Origin of the sequence: Vulcanococcus sp. DEBay_Sum29NL08_54, from assembly GCF_017859255.1 — a bacterium.
In the GTDB taxonomy this organism is placed as follows: Bacteria; Cyanobacteriota; Cyanobacteriia; order PCC-6307; family Cyanobiaceae; genus Vulcanococcus.
In genome coordinates, this window is sequence record NZ_JAFMNJ010000006.1 from 45,781 (window position 1) to 69,491 (window position 23,711).

26 protein-coding genes are annotated in these 23,711 nt (G+C 64.3%); 8 read left to right on the plus strand and 18 right to left on the minus strand.

Going from position 1 to position 23,711, the window contains the following annotated elements; all coding sequences use genetic code 11:
* Window positions 1–35 precede the first annotated feature (35 nt).
* From secF to QZ186_RS03575, 8 genes are all read right to left on the minus strand, one after another.
* Window positions 36–1,013 (minus strand): protein translocase subunit SecF, encoded by a 978-nt coding sequence (secF, locus tag QZ186_RS03540; RefSeq protein ID WP_247478262.1) that lies wholly within the window; start codon window positions 1,011–1,013, stop codon window positions 36–38.
* Window positions 1,013–2,494, minus strand: a complete 1,482-nt coding sequence (gene secD, locus QZ186_RS03545; protein WP_296415841.1) for a protein translocase subunit SecD — start codon at window positions 2,492–2,494, stop codon at window positions 1,013–1,015. Before secD ends, secF begins: the two co-directional genes overlap by 1 nt.
* Window position 2,495: 1 nt before the next feature.
* Window positions 2,496–3,479, minus strand: coding sequence for a pyruvate dehydrogenase complex E1 component subunit beta (locus QZ186_RS03550; RefSeq protein ID WP_010316850.1), 984 nt, complete (start codon window positions 3,477–3,479; stop codon window positions 2,496–2,498).
* 172 nt (window positions 3,480–3,651) lie between these two features.
* Window positions 3,652–3,984, minus strand: coding sequence for a DUF3082 domain-containing protein (locus QZ186_RS03555; protein WP_296415842.1), 333 nt, complete (start codon window positions 3,982–3,984; stop codon window positions 3,652–3,654).
* Between the two features lie 21 nt (window positions 3,985–4,005).
* Window positions 4,006–4,938 carry a 4-(cytidine 5'-diphospho)-2-C-methyl-D-erythritol kinase gene (gene ispE, locus QZ186_RS03560; RefSeq protein ID WP_296415843.1) on the minus strand — a complete coding sequence of 311 codons (933 nt, stop codon included), beginning with the start codon at window positions 4,936–4,938 and terminating at the stop codon, window positions 4,006–4,008.
* Entirely contained in the window at window positions 4,931–5,767 is an 837-nt protein-coding gene (gene rsmA, locus QZ186_RS03565) for a 16S rRNA (adenine(1518)-N(6)/adenine(1519)-N(6))-dimethyltransferase RsmA (RefSeq protein WP_296415844.1), read from the minus strand. Before rsmA ends, ispE begins: the two co-directional genes overlap by 8 nt.
* 38 nt (window positions 5,768–5,805) lie before the next feature.
* Window positions 5,806–6,177, minus strand: coding sequence for a YraN family protein (locus QZ186_RS03570; protein ID WP_367268113.1), 372 nt, complete (start codon window positions 6,175–6,177; stop codon window positions 5,806–5,808).
* A gap of 13 nt (window positions 6,178–6,190) precedes the next feature.
* Complete coding sequence (locus QZ186_RS03575) at window positions 6,191–6,430, minus strand: hypothetical protein (protein ID WP_296415845.1); 240 nt, start codon at window positions 6,428–6,430, stop codon at window positions 6,191–6,193.
* Window positions 6,431–6,567: 137 nt separating this feature from the next.
* Between QZ186_RS03575 and QZ186_RS03580 the strand changes: the two genes are divergently transcribed.
* Complete coding sequence (locus QZ186_RS03580; RefSeq protein ID WP_296415846.1) at window positions 6,568–7,050, plus strand: pentapeptide repeat-containing protein; 483 nt, start codon at window positions 6,568–6,570, stop codon at window positions 7,048–7,050.
* Complete coding sequence (locus QZ186_RS03585; RefSeq protein ID WP_296415847.1) at window positions 7,050–7,487, plus strand: hypothetical protein; 438 nt, start codon at window positions 7,050–7,052, stop codon at window positions 7,485–7,487. The genes QZ186_RS03580 and QZ186_RS03585 overlap by 1 nt, the downstream gene beginning before the upstream one ends.
* A gap of 16 nt (window positions 7,488–7,503) precedes the next feature.
* Here the strand turns inward: QZ186_RS03585 and QZ186_RS03590 are convergent, their stop codons facing one another.
* On the minus strand, window positions 7,504–8,643 hold the full coding sequence (locus tag QZ186_RS03590) for a choloylglycine hydrolase family protein (protein ID WP_296415848.1): 1,140 nt from the start codon (window positions 8,641–8,643) through the stop codon (window positions 7,504–7,506).
* Between the two features lie 109 nt (window positions 8,644–8,752).
* Here QZ186_RS03590 and QZ186_RS03595 point away from each other — a divergent pair, with 109 nt between their 5' ends.
* Entirely contained in the window at window positions 8,753–9,199 is a 447-nt protein-coding gene (locus QZ186_RS03595) for a LexA family transcriptional regulator (RefSeq protein WP_296415849.1), read from the plus strand.
* Window positions 9,192–10,469 carry a Y-family DNA polymerase gene (locus QZ186_RS03600; protein ID WP_296415850.1) on the plus strand — a complete coding sequence of 426 codons (1,278 nt, stop codon included), beginning with the start codon at window positions 9,192–9,194 and terminating at the stop codon, window positions 10,467–10,469. Before QZ186_RS03595 ends, QZ186_RS03600 begins: the two co-directional genes overlap by 8 nt.
* A 4-nt stretch (window positions 10,470–10,473) precedes the next feature.
* Here QZ186_RS03600 and QZ186_RS03605 read toward each other — a convergent pair whose 3' ends face one another.
* Together QZ186_RS03605 and dnaG are read right to left on the minus strand one after the other, a co-directional pair.
* Complete coding sequence (locus QZ186_RS03605) at window positions 10,474–10,746, minus strand: hypothetical protein (protein ID WP_296415851.1); 273 nt, start codon at window positions 10,744–10,746, stop codon at window positions 10,474–10,476.
* A 102-nt stretch (window positions 10,747–10,848) separates the two neighbouring features.
* A complete protein-coding gene (dnaG, locus tag QZ186_RS03610) occupies window positions 10,849–12,945 on the minus strand; it encodes a DNA primase (protein ID WP_247478222.1) in 2,097 nt (698 codons plus the stop codon).
* 46 nt (window positions 12,946–12,991) lie between these two features.
* Between dnaG and QZ186_RS03615 the strand changes: the two genes are divergently transcribed.
* Window positions 12,992–13,867, plus strand: coding sequence for an EamA family transporter (locus QZ186_RS03615; RefSeq protein ID WP_247478220.1), 876 nt, complete (start codon window positions 12,992–12,994; stop codon window positions 13,865–13,867).
* On the opposite strand, the gene QZ186_RS03620 is transcribed toward QZ186_RS03615, so the two are convergent.
* Complete coding sequence (locus QZ186_RS03620) at window positions 13,864–14,343, minus strand: hypothetical protein (protein WP_296415852.1); 480 nt, start codon at window positions 14,341–14,343, stop codon at window positions 13,864–13,866. The genes QZ186_RS03615 and QZ186_RS03620 overlap by 4 nt on opposite strands.
* Before the next feature lie 22 nt (window positions 14,344–14,365).
* Between QZ186_RS03620 and ruvA the strand changes: the two genes are divergently transcribed.
* The 3 genes from ruvA (at window position 14,366) to QZ186_RS03635 (ending at window position 15,784) form a co-directional block, all read left to right on the plus strand.
* On the plus strand, window positions 14,366–15,019 hold the full coding sequence (gene ruvA / locus QZ186_RS03625; RefSeq protein WP_029626278.1) for a Holliday junction branch migration protein RuvA: 654 nt from the start codon (window positions 14,366–14,368) through the stop codon (window positions 15,017–15,019).
* Window positions 15,020–15,081: 62 nt separating this feature from the next.
* Window positions 15,082–15,351 carry a 30S ribosomal protein S15 gene (gene rpsO / locus QZ186_RS03630; RefSeq protein WP_010316819.1) on the plus strand — a complete coding sequence of 90 codons (270 nt, stop codon included), beginning with the start codon at window positions 15,082–15,084 and terminating at the stop codon, window positions 15,349–15,351.
* Window position 15,352: 1 nt separating this feature from the next.
* Window positions 15,353–15,784, plus strand: coding sequence for a PAM68 family protein (locus QZ186_RS03635; protein ID WP_247478217.1), 432 nt, complete (start codon window positions 15,353–15,355; stop codon window positions 15,782–15,784).
* Here QZ186_RS03635 and QZ186_RS03640 read toward each other — a convergent pair.
* The 6 genes from QZ186_RS03640 to QZ186_RS03665 all read right to left on the minus strand — a co-directional run bounded on the left by QZ186_RS03640 (window position 15,759) and on the right by QZ186_RS03665 (window position 23,634).
* Entirely contained in the window at window positions 15,759–19,298 is a 3,540-nt protein-coding gene (locus QZ186_RS03640; RefSeq protein WP_296415854.1) for a DNA polymerase III subunit alpha, read from the minus strand. The two genes, QZ186_RS03635 and QZ186_RS03640, sit on opposite strands and share 26 nt — an antisense overlap.
* A 106-nt stretch (window positions 19,299–19,404) precedes the next feature.
* A complete protein-coding gene (gatA, locus tag QZ186_RS03645; protein WP_296415855.1) occupies window positions 19,405–20,865 on the minus strand; it encodes an Asp-tRNA(Asn)/Glu-tRNA(Gln) amidotransferase subunit GatA in 1,461 nt (486 codons plus the stop codon).
* Window positions 20,866–20,913: 48 nt separating this feature from the next.
* Window positions 20,914–21,159, minus strand: a complete 246-nt coding sequence (locus tag QZ186_RS03650) for a DUF1816 domain-containing protein (protein WP_247478213.1) — start codon at window positions 21,157–21,159, stop codon at window positions 20,914–20,916.
* Between the two features lie 53 nt (window positions 21,160–21,212).
* On the minus strand, window positions 21,213–22,862 hold the full coding sequence (gene rlmB / locus QZ186_RS03655) for a 23S rRNA (guanosine(2251)-2'-O)-methyltransferase RlmB (protein ID WP_296415856.1): 1,650 nt from the start codon (window positions 22,860–22,862) through the stop codon (window positions 21,213–21,215).
* A gap of 18 nt (window positions 22,863–22,880) precedes the next feature.
* Complete coding sequence (locus QZ186_RS03660; RefSeq protein WP_156797920.1) at window positions 22,881–23,180, minus strand: ribonuclease III domain-containing protein; 300 nt, start codon at window positions 23,178–23,180, stop codon at window positions 22,881–22,883.
* 106 nt (window positions 23,181–23,286) lie between these two features.
* A complete protein-coding gene (locus QZ186_RS03665; protein ID WP_010316811.1) occupies window positions 23,287–23,634 on the minus strand; it encodes an STAS domain-containing protein in 348 nt (115 codons plus the stop codon).
* Window positions 23,635–23,711 lie beyond the last annotated feature (77 nt).

Here is a 23,711-nt window from a genome sequence, read left to right on the forward strand (position 1 = left end):
CGGGGCCCATGGCACAGAGAACCGCCTGGATCGCGTCATCGACGCGAGAGAACGGGCAAGAGTGTGGGTGCAATACCGATGCTGGACCAGCTGCCAACGCCAATGCCAACGGTCAGGGCCACGGCGAACCAGAACAAGCTGCTGCCGCCAAAGAGCAGCAACGAGACCAACGGCAGCAGGGTGGTGAAGGACGTGTAGAGCGAGCGGGTCAAGGTGGCATCCACCGCCACATCAACCTGTTCCTGCAAGCTCATGCCCTGAAGAGCCCTTTTTTGCTCGCGAATGCGGTCGAAGACAACCACCGTGTCATTGACCGAATAACCCGCGACGGTGATCAACGCCACGGCAAACAGGGAATTGACCTCAATGCCGCTGATCAGTCCCAACCAGGCGAAGACCCCGCAAGTAATGACGATGTCGTGGGCCAGGCAGAGCAGGGCCAAGCCTGCAAACACCCCGTCGTAGCGAAAGCTGATGTAGAGCGCGATCGCAGCAAAGCTGACCAACAGGGAAATCAGGCTTCCTTTGAGCAGCTGGGAGCCAAGGGTGGGTCCAATGGTGTTGATCGCAACCTGTTGGGGGTTCACCGTGCCAATCACCGGGGCCAAACCTTCGATCAGGGCCCGGGTCTGCTCGGGCTCAAGGTCCGGCAGGCGCAGATCCACCGAACGACCGCGGTCGAGCACCTGCACTCCAGCATTGACCAGCTGGGGAGCCGCTTGACCACCGACCTCCGGCAGCGTGAGCATGCGCAACTGCTGACGCACCTCAGCGGCTTTAAGTCCCGCACAGTCCGCTCCGCTGCAGCTGCGCTGAATCTCCACCTGGGTTCCACCGGTGAAATCCAAACCGGGCTTCAAGGGAGCGGCGATGCGGGGGTTGCTCCAACACAAGGCCATCCCCACCAGACTGAGCAGGACAGCCAAACCAGAAGCAAGCCAGCCCTGGCGGCGGATGCGGCTGATGCGAAAGCGGGGCGCGGTGGCGGCCACGGAGGTCGAGGAATCGGACATCAGGAGGCCTGGGCTGGCAGCTGGGACTGGGGCAAGAAGTAGCTGGAGCGGCGCAGGGCGGGATACCCCATCAAGAGACGCAGCAGGGTGCGGGTGCAGGTCAAAGCCGTGAACAGGCTGAGCACCAAGCCGATGCCCAAGGTGACGGCAAAGCCCTTCACCAAGCCAGTGCCAAGCGCAAAGAGCGCCACGCAGCTAATCAAACCGGTGATGTGGCCATCAAGGATGGATGAGAAGGCCAGCGAGAAACCCGCATCAATCGAGCGGATCAGGGTGTTCCCGCGTCGCAACTCCTCTTTGACCCGCTCAAAAATCAGAACGTTCGCGTCGACAGCGATCCCGATCGAGAGGATGAAGCCTGCGATCCCTGGCAGGGTCAAGGTGACGGGGATCAGGGCATACATGGCCAGGTTGAACAGGGCATAGAGCGCCAGAGCAACCACGGCCACAACGCCGGGCAAGCGGTAGACGACGACCATGAAGACGGCGACCAAGGCCAAGCCCAGCAGGGCAGCCTGAAGGCTGCGTTGGACGTTCTCGCTACCGAGAGTGGCGCCAATGGTGCGCTGCTCGATCACCTCCACCGGCAAGGGCAGTGAGCCACCGCGGAGCTGAACCTCCAGGTCGCGGGCCTCTTCGGCGCTGAAGTTGCCCGTGATGCTTGCGGCACCGCCGCTGATGCCGGCGGGTTTGAACTCCGGCCCCACACTCGCTTCGCTGATGGAGCGGCCGTCGAGAACGATGCCAAGGAGGCGTCCGCTACCGGCAATGCTCTGGGTGAGTTGGGCGAACTTACGGCCCCCCTCGGTGTTGAAACTCAAGGTGACATCCCAGGCGCTGCCGGCCTGGTTCTGCTGACGCCCGGCACCCGTGAGGTCCTTACCGGTGAGGGCGGCCGGCTCGTAGAGGTCGACGATCTTGGTGTTGACCGCCGCCAGCAACAACTCCAGCTGCTCGGTCTCCGTGCTGCCGGCAGGGGCACTGACGCCGGCGTCCTTGAGGAGCTGTGCCAGGCCATCGGCATCAAGGTCGACCGCTTGGGTTTGACCTTGATCCTTGGAGCGGCGCAGGTTGAGAACCGCTTGGGCCTGGCGCTTGAGCTTGAGCAGACCGCTCATCTGCTGTTCAGTGCCTGGCTTCTGCGCGCGGAACTCCAGAAGGGCCGTGGTGCCCAAGACCTTGGCGGCACGGCTGGGGTCCTGTTCACCCGGCAGCTGCAGCAGGAGTTGATCGTCGCCAATGGTCTGAAGGGTGGATTCACTCACCCCCAGGCCGTTGATGCGCCGGTCCAGGACGTCCTTAACGGCCTCCAGTTGCTCGCTCTGCACGCGCTGAATCGCACCAGCCGGCAGGACCTGAAGGGTCAGTTGACTGCCCCCGCGCAGGTCGAGACCCAATTGCAGTGGGAACGAAGCAAGAACAGCCCCGGCTGCGAAGGCCAGGGCCAAGATCAGGGCAAACCACCCCTGTTGACGTGCCATTTCAGACCTGGCCAGCCTTGAGGGCTTTGGCCGCTTCAACGATCTGATGCGGCTGAATGATGGTCAGGTTTTCCAGGGTGCCGTTGTAGGGCGTGGGGATGTCCTGGGAGGAGAGACGGATCGGGCGGGCGTCCAGGTCGTCAAAGCAGTGCTCGGTGATCAAGGCGATCAACTCGGCGCCAATGCCGCCGGTCTTCATGCACTCCTCAACCACCAGGACCTTGTGGGTCTTGCGGATGGAGCGGGAGATCGTCTCCATGTCGAAGGGCTTCAGGCTGATCAGGTCGATCAGCTCCACGCTCACACCCTCCTTCTCCAGCTGTTCCACGGCCTTCAGGCAGTGGTGACGCATGCGGGAGTAGGTGAGGATCGTGACATCGCTTCCTTCCTTGACCAGATCGGCCTGGTCCAGGGCGCAGGTGTAGTCGCCCTCGGGGATGTCCTCAGAGAGGTTGTAGAGCAACACGTGCTCGAAGAAGAGCACGGGGTTGTTGTCGCGAATCGCCGCCTTCATCAGGCCCTTGGCATTCGTCGGGGTGCTGACGGCAACGATCTTGATGCCGGGAACCGCGTGGAAATAGGCCTCGAGACGCTGGCTGTGCTCCGCGCCCAGCTGACGGCCCACACCACCAGGGCCGCGCACCACGGTGGGAATCGTGAAGTTGCCACCGCTGGTGTAGCGGAGCATCCCCATGTTGTTGGAGATCTGGTTGAAGGCGAGCAGCAGGAAGCCCATGTTCATGCCCTCAACGATCGGGCGAAGGCCCGTCATCGCCGCACCAACGGCCATGCCCGTGAAGGCGTTCTCAGCAATCGGGGTGTCCAGGACCCGCAGTTCGCCGTACTTGTCGTAGAGATCCTTCGTGACCTTGTAGGAACCGCCGTACTGACCGACGTCTTCCCCCATCACGCAGACATGGGGATCACGCGCCATCTCTTCGTCGATGGCCTCACGCAGGGCGTTGAAGAGAAGGGTCTCTGCCACGGTTGAAAAGCGGGTCCGGCACTGGACCGGGGTGGGGCCAACCTATCTCAACCGCCTGCGGCGAAGGTCAGCAACAACAACACTGACAACAGCATTCCGGGTGAGAGGAGCAGCACCAGCAGCTGTAGGTCGTGGCCGGTCATGTCGTCGTCAGGCTGCCCGTGGCCAAAGGCTAGGGGGTTTCTTCCGCCTGTTCCCAGCCCGGTAAGAGGCTGCGGATAAATGTCAGGAACAGGCCCAATCCAATGAAGGCAAAGGTGAAGGTGGCCAGAAAGGTCATCCCCACCACCAGGGTCTTCATAAAGACCGCAATGCTCTGGGCAAAGCGGGCCTCGTACTGGGGCGGATGGTCGGCGTAGTAGCCCACCACCTTCCCGGCCAATTGCAGCGCAAGCCAGCCGAAGCCAAAGCTCGTCAGGGAGCCGCTCAAGAAGCTGATCGGCCCCTTGCGCGGTTTCTGCTTGGCGCTGGCGAGGTCTTTGCTGTCGCTTTGGGTCTCACTCACGCGGGGTGGATGGTGCTGCGTTCAGACCAGCGTGGCACCAGAGCCCGTGCAGCGGCACACCCAGGACTCAAAGCCAGCGGCTGCCAGGGGAGCGGCCAACTGCTGCTGCGCCGCTTCGGCGGCGTCCCGGTCGACGAACAAGGCGAACAGGCTTGGCCCTGAGCCGCTCATGGCCACCGCAGCGGCCGCCTCAGCCCGCCGCAGGATCGACAATCCCTCCCGAACGCTCGCCACCTCCGGCTCCACCACCCTCTGGAGGTCATTGCGGATCACCGGCAGGGGCGCTCCGCCGCTCAATCCCTGCAACAACGCTGCCTCACGTAGGGCCTGGCGCCGCTGCTCAAAGTCGGCCTCAGTCGAGAGGTAGTCCGCTCCAAATTGCTCCCGGCACTGCTTGTAGGCCCAGGGGGTGGAGACGCTGGACTCTGGATGCTTGATCAGCAGCACCCCCAGTGCAGGGGGCTCCGGCAGGCCTGCGGACTCCAGAACCTCGCCCCGGCCAAAGCACAGCTGGGTGCCGCCATCCAGGCAGAACGGCATGTCCGAGCCGAGCTCAGCGGCCATCGCCAAGAGCTGCTCAGCGCTGAACCCACAGCCCCAAAGCGTGTTCAGACCCACCAGGGCCGCCGCACCATTGCTCGAGCCCCCCGCCAGCCCTGCCCCAATGGGGATGCGTTTGGTCAGGTGCATTGCCACACCGAGCTCGGGCAGCCCTACCCGCTGCTTCAGCAACTCAGCCGCCTTGACGATCAGGTTGTTGCCATCGGTCGGCAGGTCCGAGCGATCACAGCGCAGGCTCACCGCTCCATCAGCCGTCGGGATGAGGCTGATCGTGTCGGCCAAATCCAGGGTCTGCATCACCATCGCCAGCTCGTGAAAGCCGTCAGGGCGAAGGCCCAGCACCTCGAGATGCAGGTTGATCTTGGCGGGGGCGCTGACCTGCAGCTCAGCCATGGCGAGATTGCGTCGAGTCCGGGATGAGCCGATTCAAGCCCGCCGCCAGGCTCACCCAACGCTCTGGTGCCACCTCCTGGGGACGCTGCTGCAGACCGATCTCCGCGGACTCGGTCAGGCTCTGCAACTGCTCAGCCTCCACCAGGCCCGAGAGGGTGTTGCGCAGCATCTTGCGGCGGGCAGCGAAACAGCGTCGCAGCAGCATCTCCACCGTTTTGGCCAGGGCTGGATCCAGTCGCTGCTCGAGCGCTAAGGGATCCAGGGCCACCACCTCACTCATGACCTTCGGCGGCGGTTGGAAGCAGCGAGGGGGCACAGGACAGACCGTGCTGCAGCGCGCCAAGAGCTGCATCCGCACACTCAGGGCGGAATAGGCACTACTGCCGGGACGGGCCCGAATCCGCTCACCCACCTCCTGCTGCACCAACAGCACCAAACGGCGATAGGGCTGCAGCGCTGGGCGATCAAGACGTCCGACCAGGCGCTCCAACAGGGGCCCTGTGATGTTGTACGGAATGTTGGCGACCACGGCGGTGGCCTCCGGCAGCTCCACCGCCAACACATCCCCTTCGGTCAACGAGAAGCGCGGATTCGCACCAAAGCGCTCCTGCAGGCCCGACACCAGATCACGGTCCAGCTCAACGGCGCAGACCGCGCGGGCGGAGGACTCCAAGAGCCGCTCGGTGAGGGCTCCTCGACCCGGGCCCACCTCGAGGACCGTGTCAGCGGCGGTCAACGCAGCGGCCTGAAGAATCCGATCGAGCACGGACTGGTCCTTCAGCCAGTGCTGGCCAAAACGTTTGCGGGCGCGATGGGCCGCGAAGGACATCAGAGGACGGGCGCAGGCCTACGTCCACATTGCTTCACTCAGCGCCAAGGCAACCAACGCACAGGCCGGCGGCTTGGGGGCAGTGGGACCAAGGCACAGATCCATTCCCAGTGGCAGTCCTGATACTGCGGATGCCGCTGCAACCAGAGCATCAAGCTGCTCTCCAGCCGCAACCGCTTCGGCCGCTTTAGGGCCGCCATCCCCCAGGCGTCCAGACCCGAGCGGGATCGGCCCTTGACCTCCACCAACAGCAGGCGCCCAGGTTTGTGGAGCAGCAAATCGAGCTCACCCCAACGGCAACACCAGCGCTGCTCAAGCAAGCGCCAGCCAGCGGCCTGCAGCAGCCGCAGCGCCCGCTGCTCAGCCCAGTGGCCCTGCCGTTGTGAAGGAGAACGTCCGATCGCCTGCAGCCAGCACTGCCCCTCAGGATTCCCCTGCGGATGGCAGCTGACCGCGCAGCTGCCGCAGGCAGTACTTGCAGCCGCCCGTGGTCACCAGGTGACGCTCGGGCGTGATCGAGATCTGACGGACCGGATGCTCCCGGCAGCGGATCTTGATCGGCGACTTAAAACTTCTGTATTGGATGCCGCTGTAGTCGTAGCGCTCCCCGAAGCGCGCCCTGGCCCGGGCCAAAAACGTATCGCGGTCGATCGGGTTGCCCATGGGCCTGCACTGGCGGTCGATCGCTCGACCCGTTCCGCTCAGTGAACCAAAAACGAGAGGGTCGTGAGGTTAGGAGAACAACCAACCGTCCCCACCCAGACAGCCTGCCTAGGGTTGCCAGGCACCGGCTCTCCTCCATGCGTCGCTTCTTCCGGTCCCTGCTGTCCTCAGCGCTGCTTGCGCTGATCCTCCTTGTGGCGCAACCCGCACAGGCGGCGATGGACTACGCCAAGCAGGTGTTGATCGGCCACGACTTCGCCGGAGTCGACCTGCATGGCGCGACCTTCAATCTGACGAACCTGCGGGAAGCGGACTTCCACGGGGCCGACCTGCGCGGCGCCAGCCTCTACGGCGCCAAGCTCCAGGACGCCAACCTCGCCGGAGCGGACCTCAGCGACGCCACCCTCGACTCGGCCGTCCTCGAGGGAACGGACCTGCGCAATGCGGTCCTTGAGAACGCCTTTGCCTTCAACACCCGCTTCAAGGACGTCCTGATCGATGGGGCGGACTTCACCAACGTGCCCTTCCGCGGTGATGTCCTGAAAACCCTCTGCGCCAGTGCCAGCGGCACGAACCCCGTGACCGGTCGCGTCACCAAAGACACCCTTGAGTGCAGCTGATGAGCTTCGATGCCCGCAGCCTGGAGCGCCTGCAAGAACTCGGCCGCTCCCTCCCCAAGCCCCTTCCCAAACCCGAGACCAGCGTCGAGACGAAGCGGGCCTCCGCCAAACGCCATCGCGTTGAGACCGAGACCGATCCCCAGGCGCTATTCGGGGAATTGATGAAGGCCAGCCAAGACGGGACGGTCCCCCCCCATCTGATGGATCGCCTGCGCCAGGCGGAAGCCGATCAAGAGCGCAAACGGCAAGCCGCCCAACGGGAGCAGCTGCAATCCCTACAAGGCCAAACCAACCGCAGCCCTGGTGGCCTGCAAGCCCAGGGCAAACCCCAGGAACTCCGGCCCAATCAGCAGCGCCGGCGCCCCGCCAACAGCGAAGAACAGGATCTCTATGTGGCCTTCCAGCAGTTTCTGCTGGAAGGGGACGAGGAGAGCTGAGACCAACCCCTGGGACTCAGGGACGGAGCTCAGTGATCTGAGGGCGCTGATCCAAAGCCATCACCTGAATCGTTCCCCCATCCAAGGGCAGGCGATCAAAGCGAAGGCTGCGCAGATCTGGATTGTCGTAGGTCTGGATGTAATAGACGAGGTTCTGCTGATCAGCGGCAACACTCCACTCGGTGATCTCATAGGTGCTCGTGGCACCGGCGCCCCCAAAGGCGCCCCCGGGCGGTAACTGCACGCTTCCCGGCGGCAAATCAAACTGACCCAGGATTCGGAAGGCCGTCCCCACCTGCTGCTGGCTGCTCAGGTTGGTGGGCGCGAAACGACTCAGTGTCAGGGCCCGGATGAAGCGGGAGGTCGCCAGAAAATCTCCGGGTAGGCCATGCAGACCTGCGCCCGTACTGGCCGGGGGCAAGGCCAAGCCGTTGATGCGCATCTCCGGCGGTGGCATCGCGCTCAGATTGGCGTAGTTCCCTGCTGCCGCCAGGTGATACGGGAAGGGCGGATCGTTGGTATAGGTACCCGTGGGGTTGTCCATCAGGTTGAGCACCCCGTCGATGTATTCCACCGAAAGGCTCTGGCCGCTGCGATCGTGCAGGGTCATGTGAATCGGCAGCGGTCCACCGAAAGCCGGGACGCTGGCGCCGTTCACCAAAATCTTGGGCAAGCCGCGCTTGACCTCCGCGATGCTCGCGAAGTTCGTCAGCACATAGGTCAGCAGCTGCGCGCTGTTGATGGAGCGCTGGGTCTGCCCCGGCGGGACCGTTTGAAACTTGGCGTAGCCCGCGAAATACAGCAGTCCGCCGGCGAGGCCCTTTTCATTCATCCCATCGGGGACGACATCCTTGAGTCCCAGGGCATTCAGGCCCACCACGGCGTAGCGGCTGGTCCAGGCCAGACCATTGCCCTGCCCTCCATCGGGGCCATTGCCCCGCAGTGGCGTACCCCGCTGAATCAGCACGGCCTGGCTGTTGAGCGGCTGGCCGAATTCCATCGTGCGCGCATAGACCCGACCGCCATCGGATCCGCGCAGCACAAAGCTGGTGCACGCCCGCAGAGGCGAAGCCGTCAGCCCGCCCAGTCCCGCAGCCGCCAGAGCGGCGACGAGCGAGTGAGCCGGCCGGCGCAGGCGGCGAATCCATCGCTCCATCGATCCAGGGACAGGCACAACCACCACCCTGACCATCCGGGACGGAGACGGCAACATCAACCCCAGTGGTACACCTGAACTATCCTGAAGGGGTGTGTCGGGTGCGTGCGTGTCGGTCCCTGTTGTTCTGATCGGCGGGCTGCGGGACGAGCGCCCGCGGCGGCCGCTTCCCTTGGCCAGCAGCACCGTGGCCGCCGGCTTCCCCAGCCCCGCCGACGACTACATCGATGTCGGCATCGACCTGAACGAGACCCTGATCCGGCACCCCAGCAGCACCTTTTTTCTGCGGGTGAGCGGTGATTCGATGGTCGAGGCCGGGATCCAGCACGGCGACCTGCTGGTGGTGGACCGCAGCCTCGAGGCCCGGCCGGGCCATGTCGTGGTGGCCGTGCTCGACGGCGCCTTCACCTTGAAGCGCCTGGCCCGCCACCAAGGGCGGCTGCGGCTCGAAGCCGCCAACAGCGCCTACCCCCCCTTGGAGCTGCACCACTGCGGCGATGTGCAGATCTGGGGTGTCGCCATCCACGCCATTCACAGCCTCGCCACCCATGGCTGACGCCCTCGGGCTGATCGATGCCAACAACTTCTATGCCAGCTGTGAGCAGGCCTTCGATCCCGCGCTCCTGGGGCGCCCCGTCGTGGTGCTCTCCAACAACGACGGCTGCGTGGTCTCCCGCAGCAGCGAGGCCCGGCAACTCGGCATTGGCATGGGCAAGCCCTACTTCCAGATCGCGGAGCAACTGGAACAGCACGGCGTGGTCGTGCGCAGTTCCAACTACGCCCTCTACGGCGACATGAGCCAACGGCTGATGAGCAGCCTGGAGCCCTTCGTCGCCGAGCTGGAGGTGTACTCGATCGATGAGGCCTTCGTTCGTCTGCCGAGGCCCAAAAGCGGTGACCTTCTTCCCTGGGCCAGTGCCCTGCGCAGCCGGATCCGCCACAACCTGGGGCTGCCCATTGCCATCGGCCTGGCCAACAGCAAGGTGCTGGCGAAAGTGGCGAACCACATCGCCAAGGGAGAACGGCAACACGCTGGTGTCTTTGACCTCAGTCGACCCGAGGAGACCACCGCCTGGCTGGAGCAAACCCCGGTGGAGGAGATCTGGGGGGTCGGCCGACGCCTGAGCCGCTGGTGCCGGCTACGGGGTGTCAGCACGGCGCAGCAACTCAGGGACATGCCCAGCGGAGAACTGCGGGCCAAAGCCGGGGTGGTGGGTCTGCGCCTGCAATTGGAACTGCAGGGCATCAGCTGCCTGCCGCTGGAGCAGCAACCAGCGGACAAACAGGAAACCTGCGTCAGCCGCAGCTTCAGCCGGCCCGTCACCACCGAAGAGGAACTGCGCCAGGCCATCGCCAGTTATGTCAGCCGCGGCGCCGAGAAGTTGAGGCGGCAACGGCAACGGGCCGGACGGCTCACGGTCTTCGCACGAACCAGTCCCTTTGCCCCAGGCTTCTACAGCCAGGCCGCCAGCGTCAGCCTGCCCCTCGCCAGCAACGACACCGGGGTTCTACTGCGGGCCGCCAGCCAGATGATCTCCAGCCTCTACCGGCCCTACAAGCGCTTCGCCAAGGCGGGAATTTTGCTGCAGGAGCTGCAGCCCGAGGCGCAGTTGCAACACCACCTGCTGCAACCGCTCAGTGGCGCCGAGCAACAGCGGCGGGAGGCGCTCATGGCCAGCATCGATCGGCTCAATCGCCGCCATGGCCGCGGAACGGTGCAATGGGCCGCCTGCGGCCTGCAGCCGGCTTGGCTGATGCGACGGGAACAGCTCTCCAGGGCCGCCACCACGCGACTCAGCGACCTGCCCACCGTCTGGGCTCGCTAGGCCGTCAAACGGCGCCGTATTTGGCGGTGCTCTGCTTCACACAGAAGGCTTTGGCCTCCTCAATGGAATCGCGCTGCTCGATGCGTTGGGCCACACAGTTGCAGGTGTCTTGAACCATGCCCGGCGGCGGGGATTTGCCAGCGGCCTTGAAGTCCGCATTCATCGCCCTGGCGCACTGGTTCTGAATGATCTGAACCACCATGTTTTGCGCCGAAGCAGGCGCAGCAAAAAGCAGGGTGCTGCCGCTCAAAACGGCCACACCAGCAGCGCGTGTCACGAGCAAACGGGCGTCAGTCAGGGGAAGAGCCGGAACGGTTCAGATTGGTGATAGCAGCGCTGAAGCGGAAATGGCAGAGCTGTAGGGAAAGAACAGGCGGCCCTAGGCCGGTTGGGCGTCCTGGACAATCACGTCCTCAAAACTGGCGCGACGCTGGGAATCGAGGTGATCGATGTGTTTGCGCTCGTTGTAATAGAGGTCCTGAAAGCGCAGGGCATCGCTGTTGAGTTCAGCGAACATGGCCTCAATGCGGGCCTCCATGTCCTGGCTGGCGCCCTGGGGAACAGGATCCGGCTGCTGGCTGTCATCGAGCAGACGGGCGATACAGCGCTCGAGGGTCTCCAGTCGTTGACTGCTCCAGGCATCCAGAAGGTGACGACAGCGTTTGACGCTGCGCTGCCGCTCGAGGGCTGCCGTGGCACCACGCAATTGCAAGGATGGGTTGCTGAGGGCGAGTCGCTGAACGTCGCTGGGCTCCAGCAGGGGAGTCAGGCGGGCGAGCAATTCCGTTGGCAGTCCTGAGTCGGGATCATCCGCCAAGAGCAGCTGATCGCTCAGTAACCGCGGCAGATCGAGGTCCGCGAGATCGGAACCGGCCTCACTGCCACGGTTGATCGCCTCCAGCCGGCCAACACCGAGGTTGTCTTCCTCGAGGGAGCTGATCACCGCCCAGAGCTGACGGTGATGGGCGATGGCGAAGTCATCGAGCTCGCGGCGGCGCAACTCAGCGCGGATCGGACCGCGATAGGCCGGGCAGTGGAGATAGAGGCGCAGGACCTCGGCCTCGGCCCGCTCCCGCAGGCCCGCCTCACCGGGCTGCTCCCAGCGGCGGGAGCGCCCATGCCAGCGCTGACCTTTGACCTGCTGGCGCAGGTCGTCCTCCAACTGCAGAGCGAGCCGCGCCTGGCCACCACTGAGGCGCTCGGCCACCTGCTGGAGGTAGCGGGAGCGAACGGCGCTGGCGGGCAGCTTGCCCAGCAGCGCCACCAGATCCGTGACCGCCTTTTGGAACTGGTCGGCCTTGCTGAGGTCGCAGCCGTGCAGGACCTGGTCGATCTGCCAATCGAGCCAGAGGGGGGATTGATCCAGCAGGGAGCGGTAGTCCCCTGCGCCGTGCTGCTTGAGGAATTCATCGGGGTCCTTGCCGCTCGGCAGGTGGAGAACCCGCAACTCCAGCTGCCCCTGCAGGGCCAACTGCTCCACCTCGCCAATGGCGCGCTGGGCGGCCCGGACACCAGCGCCATCGGCATCAAAGTTCAGGATCAGCCGTTTGCCGTCGCAGCAGCGACAGAGCTGGGTGATCTGCTGATTGCTCAGGGCTGTCCCGAGGGCCGCAACCGCATTGGTGATGCCCGCGGCATGGAGGGCGATGACATCGAAATAGCCCTCCACCACGACCGCGCGATCGGCCTTGCGGATCGCATTGACAGCCTTATCGAGGCCAAAGAGGTGTTTGCCCTTCTCAAACACCTCCGTCTCCGGAGAGTTCAGGTACTTCGGCTCACCGCCATCGAGGCTGCGGCCACCAAAGCCAATGATTCGGCCCTGGCGATCCGCGATCGGAACCATCACCCGATGGCGGAAGCGGTCATAGAAGCCATCCCCGCCGCGGCGTGGCACCACCAGCCCGGCCGCCTCCAATAGCTCAGGACTGAGTCCCTCCACCTGTTGGAGATGGCTCAGCAGACCATCCCATCGCTCCGGGGCATAGCCCAGACCAAAGGCCTCAAGGGTGGCCTCATCAAGACCACGGCTGGTCTTGAGGTAGTCAAGGGCCGCGGCGCCCTCCGGAGCGCGCAATTGTGAGCGGAACCATCCAGCGGCCAGGGAGAGGGCCTTGTGGAGTTGATCCCGGCGCGAGAGCTGCTGCCGCAGCCGTTCCTGCTGAGGACCCTCCAGGGTCTCCACGGGAAGCTGGTACTTGCGCGCCAACTCCAGGACGACGTCACTGAAGCTCTGACGCTGCAACTCCATCAAAAACTTGATCGAGTTGCCGCCGGCGCCACAGGAGAAGCAGTAGTAGAACTGCTTGGCCGGTGACACCGTCATCGACGGTGATTTGTCGTCGTGGAAGGGGCAAACCCCGACGAATTCCCTGCCCTTCTTTTTGAGCACAACGTGCTCGCCCACCACATCGACGATGTCAGCGCGCTCTTTAACGGCCTCGATCGTGCGGGGATGGAGGCGAGGGACTGACACGCTCCGGGCGCAAGTGACGCTCCAGGATGGCAGGGCTGGCCTGTGGATGCTGTCCAGCACGCTGAGCTTCAGCCTGATGGGGGTCTGCGTCAAAGCGCTGGGCGGCCGGATCCCTGTGGCCGAGGTGGTGATGGCTCGCTCCGCCATCAGCCTGGTGCTGAGTGTCGCGATGCTGCGGCAGGCCGGTCTCGATCCCTGGGGACAGCGCAAAGGGCTGCTGATCCTGCGGGGCGCCATCGGCACGGGGGCCCTGTTCTGCGTCTTCGCAGCCCTGGCCCAACTGCCCCTGGCACCCGCCACGGTCCTTCAGTACCTGCAGCCCACCTTCACGGCACTGCTGGCCTGGCTGCTCTTGAAGGAAAGACTCGGGGCCAAGGTTTGGATCGCCGCGCTGCTGGGCTGGCTCGCGGTCCTGATCCTCAGCAACCCGATGGAGCTCATGGGCCTGCTTGGGCCCCTCGGCAGTCGATTACTGCAGGTTCAGGCCACGCCCTTACCCATGGGGGGCGTGCTGTTGGCCCTGGCGGGAGCGCTGTTGTCGGCTTGTGCCTACGTCAGCGTGCGTGCCCTTGGCCGCACCGAGCATCCCCTGGTGATCGTTTTTTACTTCCCCCTGGTGGGGTTGGTGCTGACGGCGCCACTGGTGCTGCTGCAGCCGGTTTGGCCAAGCACCTGGGAACTCCTGGCCTTAATCGGCGTTGGGGTCTTCACCCAGCTGGGCCAGATCGGCATCACCAAGGGATTACTGGGGATGCCAGCGGCGCGAGCGACGGCCATGAGCTACGGCCAGGTGCCGCTGGCTGCCCTGTGGGGATGGCTGCTCTTCCAGGAACCCCTCGACCCCGACACCACCACGGCCGCAGTGCTCGTGTTGGCCGCAACGCTCCTGAGCCTGAAACCGCAGCGACGCCCAGCCGCCTAGCTCTGCTCACCCTTCAGCGGAAGGGGATAGGTCAACCAGTCCTGGGTCGCGCCGTCCTCACTGCCACTGGGCCGGGCCAAGCGCCAGCTCTGGCCCCGCTCACCGCGCTGCAGATACAGGTCAAAGGCGCTATCGACGCGAATGGGATCCCCGGCCAGCCGCCAATCAAACCGCCCCGTGAGATGGATGCCTTTGCCGCCGCCAATGGGGAGGCTCTCCTGGGATTCCACCCGCACCCGGCTGACCTGGGGTGGGCCAGAAGCATCCAGGGTCAGGGCATCGGCGATGGAGCGCTGGGTGAGATCGATCTGCAGCGCAAGGGCCGAGAGCAGCACCTTCTGGGGGGGCTGACCAGAACCGCCACATCCACCCAGCCCGAGGGCCAACACGGCTGACAACAGCAGGGCCAAAGCCCAGGTCAACAGGCGAGAAAGTGGTGCAAGGCGATCAGCCTGGGCGGTCAGACCGGGCAGCATGGCGGGCAGTAAGCGTCTCCCCATGATCGGCTGGCTGCAAGGGCAACTCGCCGATCGCTGGCACCTGAACAACCGATTCGGGGTCCTACTCGTCTGCTCAGGGGTGGGCTACGAGGTCCAGATGCCCCGTCGCCACTGGGATCAGCTCGGAGGAAACGGCACCGAGGCCGCCCTGCATGTCCACCAGGTCATCCGCGAGGACAGCTGGACGCTCTATGGCTTCTGTGCACGCCATGAGCGCGATCTCTTCCGCGAACTGGTGGCCGTCAGCGGCGTCGGCCCCCAGATGGCCCTGGGGCTGCTTGGGCAACTGAGTTGCGAGGAGCTGGTGCGCGCAATTGTGCAGGCCGATCTTCGCCAGCTCTGCCAGGCGCCGGGGGTGGGGAAGCGCACCGCCGAGCGGCTCTCGGTGGAACTGCGCACCCGGCTCCAGCAGCGCTACGGGGAAAGCCTGCAGTTGAGCCAGTCGGACGATCTGCAGGTCAGCGACAGCGGAGAGGGGCCGGCCGCGGGCGTTCGGGAAGAGGTTCAGCTCACCCTTTCGGCGCTCGGCTACGAAGCCCTGGAGATCAACCGGGCCCTGCGGGCGATCAGCCCACAGGGCCCTGAACTTGGGGAGGACGGCGACGCCTGGCTGCGGGAAAGCCTGCGCTATCTCTCCCGCGACGTGGCCTGAGACCTGGGTGTCCCACGGGGCAGTAAGTTGGTTGTTTGCACCGTCAGGGCCAGACGCCGCGCATGCCGCTCGACACCACCAAGAAGCAGGAACTAATCAACGCTCACCAGACCCATGGCACCGACACCGGTTCCGTGGAAGTTCAGGTGGCGATGCTGAGCGAGCGCATCAGCAAGCTGAGTGGTCACCTGCAGGGCAACATCCATGACTTCTCGTCCCGCCAGGGTCTGCTGAAGATGATCGGCCGCCGCAAGCGCCTCCTCAGCTACCTGCGCAGCAACAGCGAGCAGCGCTATTCCGACCTGATCAAAAAGCTCGGCATCCGCGGCTGAGATGGCAAACGAGGGGAAAAACCGCTCCCGCCCGCAGAAGGGCGGCGGCGGACTCGCGCCAAGCGTTCCCCCGAGCCAATCCAAAGCAGCCCAGGGTCGCTCCAAGCCGACCAACCCACAAGCCATCCCACCGGCCGTCGCCAATCGAATGGCGCGGCGGGTGGGCATCGCCACCGGCATTCCCACGGTGATGGGCATGGCCACCTTCATCGTGAGCTATGTGGTGGTCAGCCGTGGAATTCTGGACATTCCCCCCGCCGCCACCCTGGTGACGTCTGGGGGATTTTTCCTGTTGGGCCTGCTCGGATTGAGCTACGGGGTCTTGTCAGCCAGTTGGGAAACCTCAGCAGGAACCCTGCTGGGATTCGAGCAGATCGGCGTGAACATCAGCCGGCTGCGCAACTCCGTTAAGCGGCCACCAGCTTCGAGCTGAGCCGGGCCCGGAAGGCCTGGGCCTCCAGACTGCTGAGGGCGGCACGACTGTCGCGCACGCAGAACTGGTGGCCCAGGCGCACGTAGCGCACCTGGCTTTGGTCCTTGACCATCGCCACGACAGGGACACGAACACCTCCCTCGTCTTTCTCGGTGCGGTGCTGGTTCAGGCATTCCCGCAGCTTGTGCTGAATGGCGATGTCGCTGGCCTGCGGTCCATCCAGTTCCACCACAAGAAACTGGAGCTCGTCGATGACACGGCAGTCGTCCACGATCAGCTGGACCTGTTCATCGCGCCGGTCGACGGAGGCCCAGACCAGCAGCCGGGCATCGACCATCAGGTGATCCGAAAGGCGGGCGTAGGTCTTGGGGAAGACCACCGCTTCACAACTGCCGCTGAGATCCTCCAGCTGCAGGACCGCCATCCGATCCCCCTTGCGCGTGGTCACCGGGCGTAGGCCTGAGACCATGCCAACGACGCTGACCCGCGCCTTATCGGCCTGCTCCTCGAGGCCACCCAGGCCGACGGGTGAAAGCAACTGGACCGGTCGGGTCAGCTGCTTGAGCGGGTGATCAGAGAGATAGAAACCCACCAATTCCTTCTCGAGCCTGAGCTTTTCGGTGGGCGGATAGTCCTTGACCGGTGCCGCCTTGGGGGCGGTGCTCAGGTCAGATCCACCCCCCTGGGTCTCCTCTGCATCCCCGCTGGCTGGAGCCGCAAACAGGTCAAAGAGATTGCCCTGGCCACTGGCGCGGTCGCGGGCGCGGGACGAGGCCCAATCAACGATCAAATCCAGATCGGCCATCAGCTGAGCCCGGTTGGCCTCCGGCTCGAGGGCGTCCATGGCACCGCAATGGATTAACGCTTCCAGGGAGCGGCGGTTCAAGGTGGTGCCGGGAATGCGATCACAGAGATCGGCAAGGGACTGGAAGGGACCGTCACTGCTGCGGGCCTCCAGCAGGGCACGAATCGCACCCTCGCCGAGATTGCGCACGGCCGAGAGGCCAAACAAGATGCGATCGCCGACGGGGGTGAAGTCAATCCCGGAGGCATTCACATCGGGGGGCATGACCTCGATCCCCATTGCATTGCAATTGGAGATGTAGCGCTGCACTTTGTCGGTGCTGCCGGCATTCACCGTGAGCAGCGCCGCCATATAGGCAACGGGGTAGTGGGCCTTGAGGTAGGCGGTCTGATACGTCACCGCGCCATAGGCGGTGGAATGGCTCTTGTTGAAGCAGTACTCCGCGAAGAGCACCATCTGGTCGAAGAGCTCATCGGCGATCTTGGCGTCGACACCGCGCTCACTTGCACCTTTGACAAAGATGTCTCGGTGCTTCTGCATCTCCGAGACTTTCTTCTTACCCATGGCCCGGCGGAGAAGATCCGCCTCTCCAAGGGAATAGCCCGCCAGATCCTGAGCGATCTTCATGATCTGCTCCTGGTAAACCATGATCCCGTAGGTCTCCTGCAGGATCGGCTCCAACTTGGCGTGGGCGAAATCAATCGCCTCGCGGCCGTGCTTGCGGTTGATGAATTTGGGAATCAGCCCCGCGTCGAGCGGGCCCGGTCGGTAGAGGGCCAGGATCGATGAGATGTCCTCCAGGGAGGAGGGCTTGAGGTCCCGCACGATCTGGCGCATCCCACTGGATTCCAGCTGAAAAATGCCCTCCAGGTCTCCGCGCGCCAGCAGGCCAAAGGTGCCTTCGTCATCCAAGGGAAGGGCATCGGGATCGATGCTGACCCCTGAGCTCTGCTGCACCAGATCGACGGTTTTGTCGATCATCGTGAGGTTTTTCAACCCCAGGAAGTCCATCTTCAACAGACCCATGGACTCCACGTCTTCCATGAAGTACTGGGTGATCACCTGACCGTCGTTGTTGCGTTGCAGCGGAACGACTTCATCGAGGGGATCGGCGGCGATCACCACACCCGCAGCGTGGACGCCAAAGGTTTTGTTGGTTCCCTCAATGCGCATCGCCATGTCGACCCAGCGCTTCACTGCGGGATCGCCGAGGTACTTCTCGCGGAACTCAGGGGCGGGTGATTCCTCACCGATCATCTCCTTGAGCTTGGCGGGTTTGCCGCGCACCACCGGAATCAACTTGGCGAGACGATCGGCATCGCCGTAGGGGATATCCAGCACCCGGGCCACATCCTTGAGGACGGCCTTGGAGGTCATCCGGTTGAAGGTGATGATCTGGGCGACCTTGTCTTCGCCATAGCGCTCGGTGACGTAGTCGATCACCTCACCACGTCGCTCGATGCAGAAGTCCGTGTCGATATCAGGCATCGACTTGCGCTCTGGATTCAAGAAGCGCTCGAAGAGCAGACCGTTAGTGACCGGATCAATGTTGGTGATGCCGAGGGCGTAGGCCACCAAGGAGCCGGCGGCGGAACCGCGACCAGGGCCCACCGGGATGCCGTTGTCTCGGGCAAAGCGGATGTAGTCCCAAACCACCAGGAAATAGGTCGGGAAGCCCATTTGCTCCATCACCTGGAGCTCGAAATCGAGGCGTTCGCCATAGGTGGCCTCGAAACCGCTGCCCTCCGGAAGCCCCAGGCGCGCGCGTAGTCCCTGCTCGGTCACCTCCCGCAGATAACTCACCGGGGTGTGCCCCTCGGGGATTGGGAAGCGGGGCATTTGATAGCGCCCAAGGATGTCGTAGTCCTCGACCTTCTCGGCCACCAGGGCCGTATTGGCAACGGCCTCGGCCACCACCTCGGGCTCCAGGTGGTCCGCGAAGAGTCCGAGCATTTCCTGCTCGCTCTTAATGAACTCCGTCCCCGTGTAGCGAAGACGCTTCTCATCGGTGACCAACTTGCCCGTCAGCACGCACAGCAGGGCGTCGTGGGCCTCGGCGTCATTGCTGGTGAGGTAGTGGGCATCGTTGGTCGCCACCAACGGAATCCCCAATTCCTTGGAGATCTTCGCCATCTCCACATTGACGATCCGATCTTCCGGGGAGCCGTGGTCTTGAATCTCGAGGTAGAAGTCGTCGCCAAAGACCCCCTGGTACCAACGGGCCACATCCCGGGCCACATCGGGGCGATCCCGCAGGATCGCCTGGGGGATTTCACCGCCCAGACAGGCGGTGGCAATGATCAGGCCCTCGCTATGGCGCTCGAGGGTCGGCTTATCGATGCAAGCTCTGGAGAAAATGCCCCGCCCGCGCATGCCCCGCAGGTGGCTGATGCTGGTGAGCTTGACCAAATTGCGATAGCCCACCGCGTTCTTGGCCAGGACAACCAGGTGGTAGCGGCGCTCCTTCTTCGGTGGGTTGGGGTCATCAATGGAGCCATTGATGACATACATCTCGTTGCCGATGATCGGCTTCACGGAACTGCCGCGGCAGAGCTTCAGCAGCTCAATCGCGCCGTACATCACACCGTGATCGGTCAGGGCGATCGCCGGCATTCCCAGCTCCTCAGCCCGCTTCACCATGGCCGGCAGCTGACTTGCCCCATCCAGAAGGCTGTAGTCGCTGTGGTTATGGAGGGGGACGAAGGCCAAGCGCGAAGAAAGCGGTGGAGCCGAGGCTGAGTCCAGGCTAAGCCGGCAACACCAGATTCAGGGTCTAAGCCACCACTTCTTCAGCCCGGCACGCCACCACTAGGGATCAGGGCACCAAGGACGCCTGGGGACGCTTGTCCATCACGCGCGCGGCCTGCTCGTAGTGATAAGCGACCTGGAGCAGGCGCTCCTCTTGAAGAACACCGGTGATGAGCTGCACGCCAATGGGCAGACCAGCCCCATCAAAACCGCAGGGGAGGCTGATGGCCGGCAGACCGGCCATGTTGGCGGGAATGGTCAACAGGTCAGCCAAGTACATCGCCAGGGGGTCTTCAGCGTGGGCGCCGAAGCCAAAGGCAGTGGTGGGTGAAGTGGGGGTGAGCAACACATCCACCTGACCAAAGGCGGCGTCGAAGTCACGGCGAATCAGGGTGCGGACCTGCTGCGCCTTTTTGTAGTAGGCATCCACGTAGCCGGCCGAGAGGGCATAGGTGCCAATCAGGATCCGGCGCTTGACCTCGTCACCGAAGCCTTCGGCACGGCTGCGGGAGGTCATCTCCGCCAGGCTCGCGGCATCCTCAGCCCGGTAGCCGTACTTCACGCCGTCGTAGCGGGCCAGGTTGGCGGACGCCTCCGAGGGGGCAATCACGTAGTAGGTGGCGATGCCGTCGTTGAAGCGGGGGCAGCTGACATCAACGAGGTCACAGCCCAGGGCCTCGAGTTGGGCCGCAGCGGCCATCACCGAGGCTTTGACCTCAGGGTGCAGGCCCTCGGCTTCAAAACACTCCCGCACGATGCCCACACGCAGCCCCGCCACCGGTTGGGTAAAGGCCGCCCGGTAATCGGGAACGGGGGCCTTCAGACAGGTCGAATCGCGGGGATCCTCACCGGCGATCACCTGGAGCAACTCGGCGGCATCCGAGACGCTGTTGGCGAAGGGACCCACCTGATCCAGGGAGCTGGCGAAAGCCACCAAGCCATAGCGGCTGACACGGCCGTAGGTGGGTTTGAGGCCCACCACCCCGCAGAAGGAGGCGGGCTGGCGAATGGAGCCGCCGGTGTCTGATCCCAGGGAACCGACACACTCACCAGCTGCTACGGCGGCGGCACTGCCACCGGAACTGCCCCCGGGAACCTTGTCCGTGTTCCAGGGGTTGCGGCTTGGGCCGAAGACTGAGGTCTCGGTCGAGCTGCCCATGGCGAACTCGTCGAGATTGGTTTTGCCAAGCAGGACTGCGCCGGCACCCCAGAGCCGATCGGTCACCGTGGACTCATAGGGGGGAACGAAGTTCTCCAGCATCCGGCTGGAGCAGGTCGTTCGGATCCCGCGGGTGCAGAGGTTGTCCTTGATCGCCAGGGGAACACCCGCCAAGGGCGGGAGCTCAGCACCAGAGGCCCTCAGGGCATCAATGCGGTCGGCATCGGCACGGGCCCGTTCAGCCGTGACCTCGGTGTAGGCCTTAACGCTGGGCTCAACCGCCTCGATGCGGCTGAGGTGATGGTCCGTGAGCTCACGGGCGGACACGTCGCCGCTTTTGAGCTGGTCGCGCCACTCGGCGATACCCATCAAACCCAGGTCCAAACCAAGGGTTGACGCTATCAGCCAACCCGTGAGCTAACCCTCGGCCGCAATGGTCAGGGGCTCGGCGCGCCGGGTCTTGATCAGGGAGTGGTTGACCTCAGCAGCTCCTTCGCTGCGGAGGTCAGCCAGAAAAGGAGGCAGCGCAGCCTCAAGGCTGCTGCGCCGGATGTAGGGACCAAACCAGTAGGTCACATCCGGTCGCCTCGTTTCAACGCGGGCCCACCAAGCCAGACCAAACCCATTGGCAATGCTGCGCAGAGGCCGAAGAAGGGGCGTCATCCAGACGGGAGGCGATAACACCATTCTGGCTCCGGAATGGGCAAGCGCAGCATTCAGAGCTTGATGTCGGAGGAGAACGTCGCGGTTGGATCCGTCCCATCGGCCCCATCGGTCTGTTCGACAACCGCAGCTGAATCCCCCTGGAACTCAGCCATCACATCGGCCACCAGCTGATCGGCACGGGCCTCTTCAGCGGGACTGAGAACGATGTCGTCCTCGGGAACGGCGGAGGTCGCTTCTGCACTGCCTTCTTCCGGCAGCTCCAGGGGGGCAGGCGTTGGCAACTGAGGACGCACGATCCGCGGGGCCGGCGCGGCCCCCGAGATCTGCTTCATCCAGCCGCGACGGGCCACCTCATAAAGAACCATCGCGGTGGCGACCGAGGCGTTCAGGCTGGGGGTAGCGCCACGGATCGGGATCCGCACCAGCTGATCGCAGTGCTTGCGGGTCAGCATCGAGAGACCATCCCCTTCTGAGCCAGTCACCACCACCAGGGGACCGTCCAGGTCAGCCTCACTCAGGGCAACACTGCCCTCTCCCGCCAGACCAATCACCCGATAGCCCTCGTTCTTCAGACTGTCGAGGGCGCGGTTCAGGTTGACCACTCGGGCCACGGGCAGGTGCTCCAGGGCTCCAGCAGCCACCTTGGCGACGGAACCGGTCAGACCGGCACTGCGGCGTTGGGGCAACACCAGTCCATGGGCGCCGAGGGCTTCTGCGCTGCGGACGATGGCCCCAAGGTTGTGGGGATCGGTGATGCCGTCGAGGGCCATCAGCAGCGGGGGCTCACCCAGGTCGCGGCAGCCATCGATCAGGGTGCCCAGATCCAGGGTGTCGGCGGCCGCAGCCTGCATGACGATGCCCTGGTGCACCGCCCCATTGGTCAGCTGGCCGAGACGCGACCAGGTGACCTCCTCCACCAGCACGCCGCCGGACTTGGCTTCCCGCAGCAACTGAAGGAAACGGGGCTGAAAACGCATTTCCGGGGTGCACCAGATGCGGTGCACGGGACGGCCGCTCTCCAGGGCTGCCTGGGCCGCATGGCGCCCCCAGATCAAATCATCGGCGGGATAGGCGTTGAACCGTTCGGCCTCACCAACGGGAACCTCGACGGCGATGGGCTTGGCCTGGTCGCGATCACGGGAGAACGGCTTGCGCCCGCCACCCTGCTCGTCGCGACGACCCCCAAAACGCCCCTTGCCGCCAGGGCGGTAACCGTCCCGGCCGGACTCTTGAGCCTCGTCGCGGAAGCGATCAGAGGAGCGTCCCTTCAAAAACGGGCGGCCCTGGGGTCGCGGGCCGCGGCGCTCGGGCCGACTGGAGGCCTCACCCCGGCTATCGGGGCGGCCTTCCGAACGGGAGAAGCGCTCACGTCTCTCGCCACCACCACCGCGCTGTTCTCCGTCGGGACGCCATTCGCCGCGGGGAGAAAACGGACGGGACGAACCGCCACGGAAGCCAGATCGGTCGCCAGGACGACCTCCAGGACGGCCACCGGAGCGGTATCCCGGACGTCCACCGCCGGCCTCGTCCCCGCCAAAGCGGTTGCCACCCCGATCCGATCCGAAACGCTCGCCGCCAAAACGGTCGCCGCGACGCTCGCCACCGGATCGATCATCGGCAAACCGTCCGCCGCCGCGGGGTGGCTTCCCTCCGCCTGGGCCCGAGCGCTGGTCCTTACGACGATCAAAACGGGGGCTCATGGTTGTCAGGCAAAGGGGTTATCGGTCGGCGTCCTCGAGTTCTGCCAGCAGCTGTGCAAGGCGGCTGGGGTTCTGCAGAAAGAGCCAGCCCACCATTGTCTCAAATCCCGTGGCCTTGCCATAGACACCAGCCTCTCCCTTGCGGGGCCCACGACCCGCTTTATTGCGTCCACGCCGCACCCACTCCAGTTCGGCCTCCTGGAGCAATCCCTTCTCCTGCAGGCGATCGAGGGCCTCCGCCTGGGCATCTGCGCGGACATCCGCCACAACGGCTCGATGCAAATCGGAACTGCGTCCCGGCTGGCGGCAGCGGCGCATGCGCTGGTGCAACTCCCAGACCGCATCCCCTAGCCAGGCCAGCTGAAGCGGACCCAACTCCCCGGGCCATCCCGGTGCTTGGAGTTGGGTCAGCCAGGCTGCCGAATTAGGCGGCGATGGCTCCGAGGGCGGTGTTGAGGTCTGGCTGGAGATGGAGAAACTCCTCAAGCCTTACCAGTTTCACCGTCTGGACGACCCTGGCATTGCCGACCACTAAGAACTGGATCTTCTGGTCGTTGCAGTGTTTAGCGAACTGCACCAGGGCACCGAGACCCGAGGAATCGATGAAATCGATCTTGCTCAGGTCCAGCACCAGCGGCTGCGGGGTGCTGGTGAGGTGGTCGTTGATAAAGGCGAGAAATTGCTTCTCGGAGTAAGCATCCAACTGCCCGGTGAAGCTGAACAGGAGACATCCGTCCTGCTGTTCAAAACCACCGCGTAGAGAGACGGTCAATCGCTGCAGATCAGTGATGGCTGCTGACCTCTGACGTCACTGGCGATCGCAGTGTAGTGAGGGTTTTCGAAACGGGC

What these genes read in the sequence shown, in the direction of transcription:
- secF (WP_247478262.1), bottom strand. Translation starts at nt 1,013, where the DNA reads ATGTCCGATTCCTCGACCTCCGTGGCCGCCACCGCGCCCCGCTTTCGC.
- secD (WP_296415841.1), bottom strand. Translation starts at nt 2,494, where the DNA reads ATGGCACGTCAACAGGGGTGGTTTGCCCTGATCTTGGCCCTGGCCTTC.
- ispE (WP_296415843.1), bottom strand. Translation starts at nt 4,938, where the DNA reads ATGGCTGAGCTGCAGGTCAGCGCCCCCGCCAAGATCAACCTGCATCTC.
- rsmA (WP_296415844.1), bottom strand. Translation starts at nt 5,767, where the DNA reads ATGTCCTTCGCGGCCCATCGCGCCCGCAAACGTTTTGGCCAGCACTGG.
- QZ186_RS03575 (WP_296415845.1), bottom strand. Translation starts at nt 6,430, where the DNA reads ATGGGCAACCCGATCGACCGCGATACGTTTTTGGCCCGGGCCAGGGCG.
- QZ186_RS03580 (WP_296415846.1), top strand. Translation starts at nt 6,568, where the DNA reads ATGCGTCGCTTCTTCCGGTCCCTGCTGTCCTCAGCGCTGCTTGCGCTG.
- QZ186_RS03585 (WP_296415847.1), top strand. Translation starts at nt 7,050, where the DNA reads ATGAGCTTCGATGCCCGCAGCCTGGAGCGCCTGCAAGAACTCGGCCGC.
- QZ186_RS03590 (WP_296415848.1), bottom strand. Translation starts at nt 8,643, where the DNA reads ATGGAGCGATGGATTCGCCGCCTGCGCCGGCCGGCTCACTCGCTCGTC.
- QZ186_RS03600 (WP_296415850.1), top strand. Translation starts at nt 9,192, where the DNA reads ATGGCTGACGCCCTCGGGCTGATCGATGCCAACAACTTCTATGCCAGC.
- QZ186_RS03615 (WP_247478220.1), top strand. Translation starts at nt 12,992, where the DNA reads ATGCTGTCCAGCACGCTGAGCTTCAGCCTGATGGGGGTCTGCGTCAAA.
- QZ186_RS03620 (WP_296415852.1), bottom strand. Translation starts at nt 14,343, where the DNA reads ATGCTGCCCGGTCTGACCGCCCAGGCTGATCGCCTTGCACCACTTTCT.
- ruvA (WP_029626278.1), top strand. Translation starts at nt 14,366, where the DNA reads ATGATCGGCTGGCTGCAAGGGCAACTCGCCGATCGCTGGCACCTGAAC.
- rpsO (WP_010316819.1), top strand. Translation starts at nt 15,082, where the DNA reads ATGCCGCTCGACACCACCAAGAAGCAGGAACTAATCAACGCTCACCAG.
- QZ186_RS03635 (WP_247478217.1), top strand. Translation starts at nt 15,353, where the DNA reads ATGGCAAACGAGGGGAAAAACCGCTCCCGCCCGCAGAAGGGCGGCGGC.
- gatA (WP_296415855.1), bottom strand. Translation starts at nt 20,865, where the DNA reads ATGGGTATCGCCGAGTGGCGCGACCAGCTCAAAAGCGGCGACGTGTCC.
- QZ186_RS03650 (WP_247478213.1), bottom strand. Translation starts at nt 21,159, where the DNA reads ATGACGCCCCTTCTTCGGCCTCTGCGCAGCATTGCCAATGGGTTTGGT.
- rlmB (WP_296415856.1), bottom strand. Translation starts at nt 22,862, where the DNA reads ATGAGCCCCCGTTTTGATCGTCGTAAGGACCAGCGCTCGGGCCCAGGC.
- QZ186_RS03660 (WP_156797920.1), bottom strand. Translation starts at nt 23,180, where the DNA reads ATGCGCCGCTGCCGCCAGCCGGGACGCAGTTCCGATTTGCATCGAGCC.